This window comes from Streptomyces sp. NPDC031274 (assembly GCF_055570235.1).
In genome coordinates, this window is sequence record NZ_JBVIHP010000429.1 from 1 (window position 1) to 1087 (window position 1087).

Genomic DNA, 1087 nt, shown 5'->3' on the forward strand with positions numbered 1-1087 from the left:
CGGCGGCCGTCGGGGAGGTCGAAGGTGAGGACCGGGCGCCCGGTCGCGCCCGGCTCGACCTCGGCCGCCGACACCGGGCGGTACAGGCCGGTGACGGCTATCGCCCGCAGGTAGGTGTACGCGTCGTCCGCCTCGGCGAGTTCGTACAGGTGCTCTTCGAGGTCGGCGGGTGCCTGCCAGGGAGTGCCGTCGTCGGGGGCGTCGACGTTCGGGAAGACGTCGTCGTGGTACTCGTCCTCGGCTGCCGGGGCGTGCATGCGGGGGTCTCCGTCGTGGGTGGCGCGCCCGGGGTGCGCGCGAAGGGCATCGGGGTGGATCTTGACCGTATCCGATGCCTGCCGAGTCGGTTCAGCCCGTCGCCGCCATCTGGATCGGCACCGATTTCAGCCCGTTGATGAAGTTGGAGACCAGGCGCCTCGGCGGGGCCGACAGCTGGGGAGGCGCGGGCCGTGCGACACGGAACTCCTCGTACAGGACCCGCAGTTGGAGGCGGGCGAAGTGTGCGCCCAGACAGACGTGCGGGCCCTCGCCGAAGGAGACGTGCGGGTTCGGGGAGCGGGACAGGTCCAGGCGGTGGGGGTCGGTGAAGACGCGTTCGTCGTGGTTGGCCGACGCGTGGAAGACGACCACCTTGTCCCCGGCGCCGATGGCCCGGCCCGCCAGGGTGGTGTCCCGTGCCGCCGTGCGGCGGAACGTGAGAACAGGAGGGTGGCGGCGCAGGAGTTCGTCCACGGTCGTGGCGATCGGGGCGTCGCCCTTGTGGAAGCGGCGGTACTCGTCCGGGTGCTCGGCGAGCGCGAGGAGGCCGCCGGGTGCCGCGCCGCGTACGGTGTCGTTGCCCGCGACGGTGAGCAGGAAGAAGAACATCTCCAGCTCGGTGTCGGTCAGTTCGGGGTCGGTCGCGAGGGTGGTCATGATGTCGTCGGCGGGCTCGCGCCGCTTGTGTGCCGCCAGGTCCTGCGCGTAGGCGAACATGTCGCGCAGCATCGCGGGCGAACGCGGATTGACCGGCTTGCCGCCAGGGCCAAGGCTCAACACACGTGCCTCGTCCGGGTCTTGATAGCCGATCACGCGCTGCGTCCAGCGC

At 71.2% G+C, this 1087-nt stretch carries 1 protein-coding gene and 1 pseudogene; both read right to left on the bottom strand.

Translation table 11 applies throughout. The annotated features are described in order from the left end of the window. Window positions 1–257, bottom strand: a pseudogene (locus tag ACZ5CR_RS46925) (DUF1266 domain-containing protein); the annotation flags it as partial. 91 nt (window positions 258–348) lie between these two features. After that, window positions 349–1087 (bottom strand): cytochrome P450 (locus ACZ5CR_RS46930; protein ID WP_468870183.1); only part of this gene is annotated, 739 nt, incomplete at its 5' end.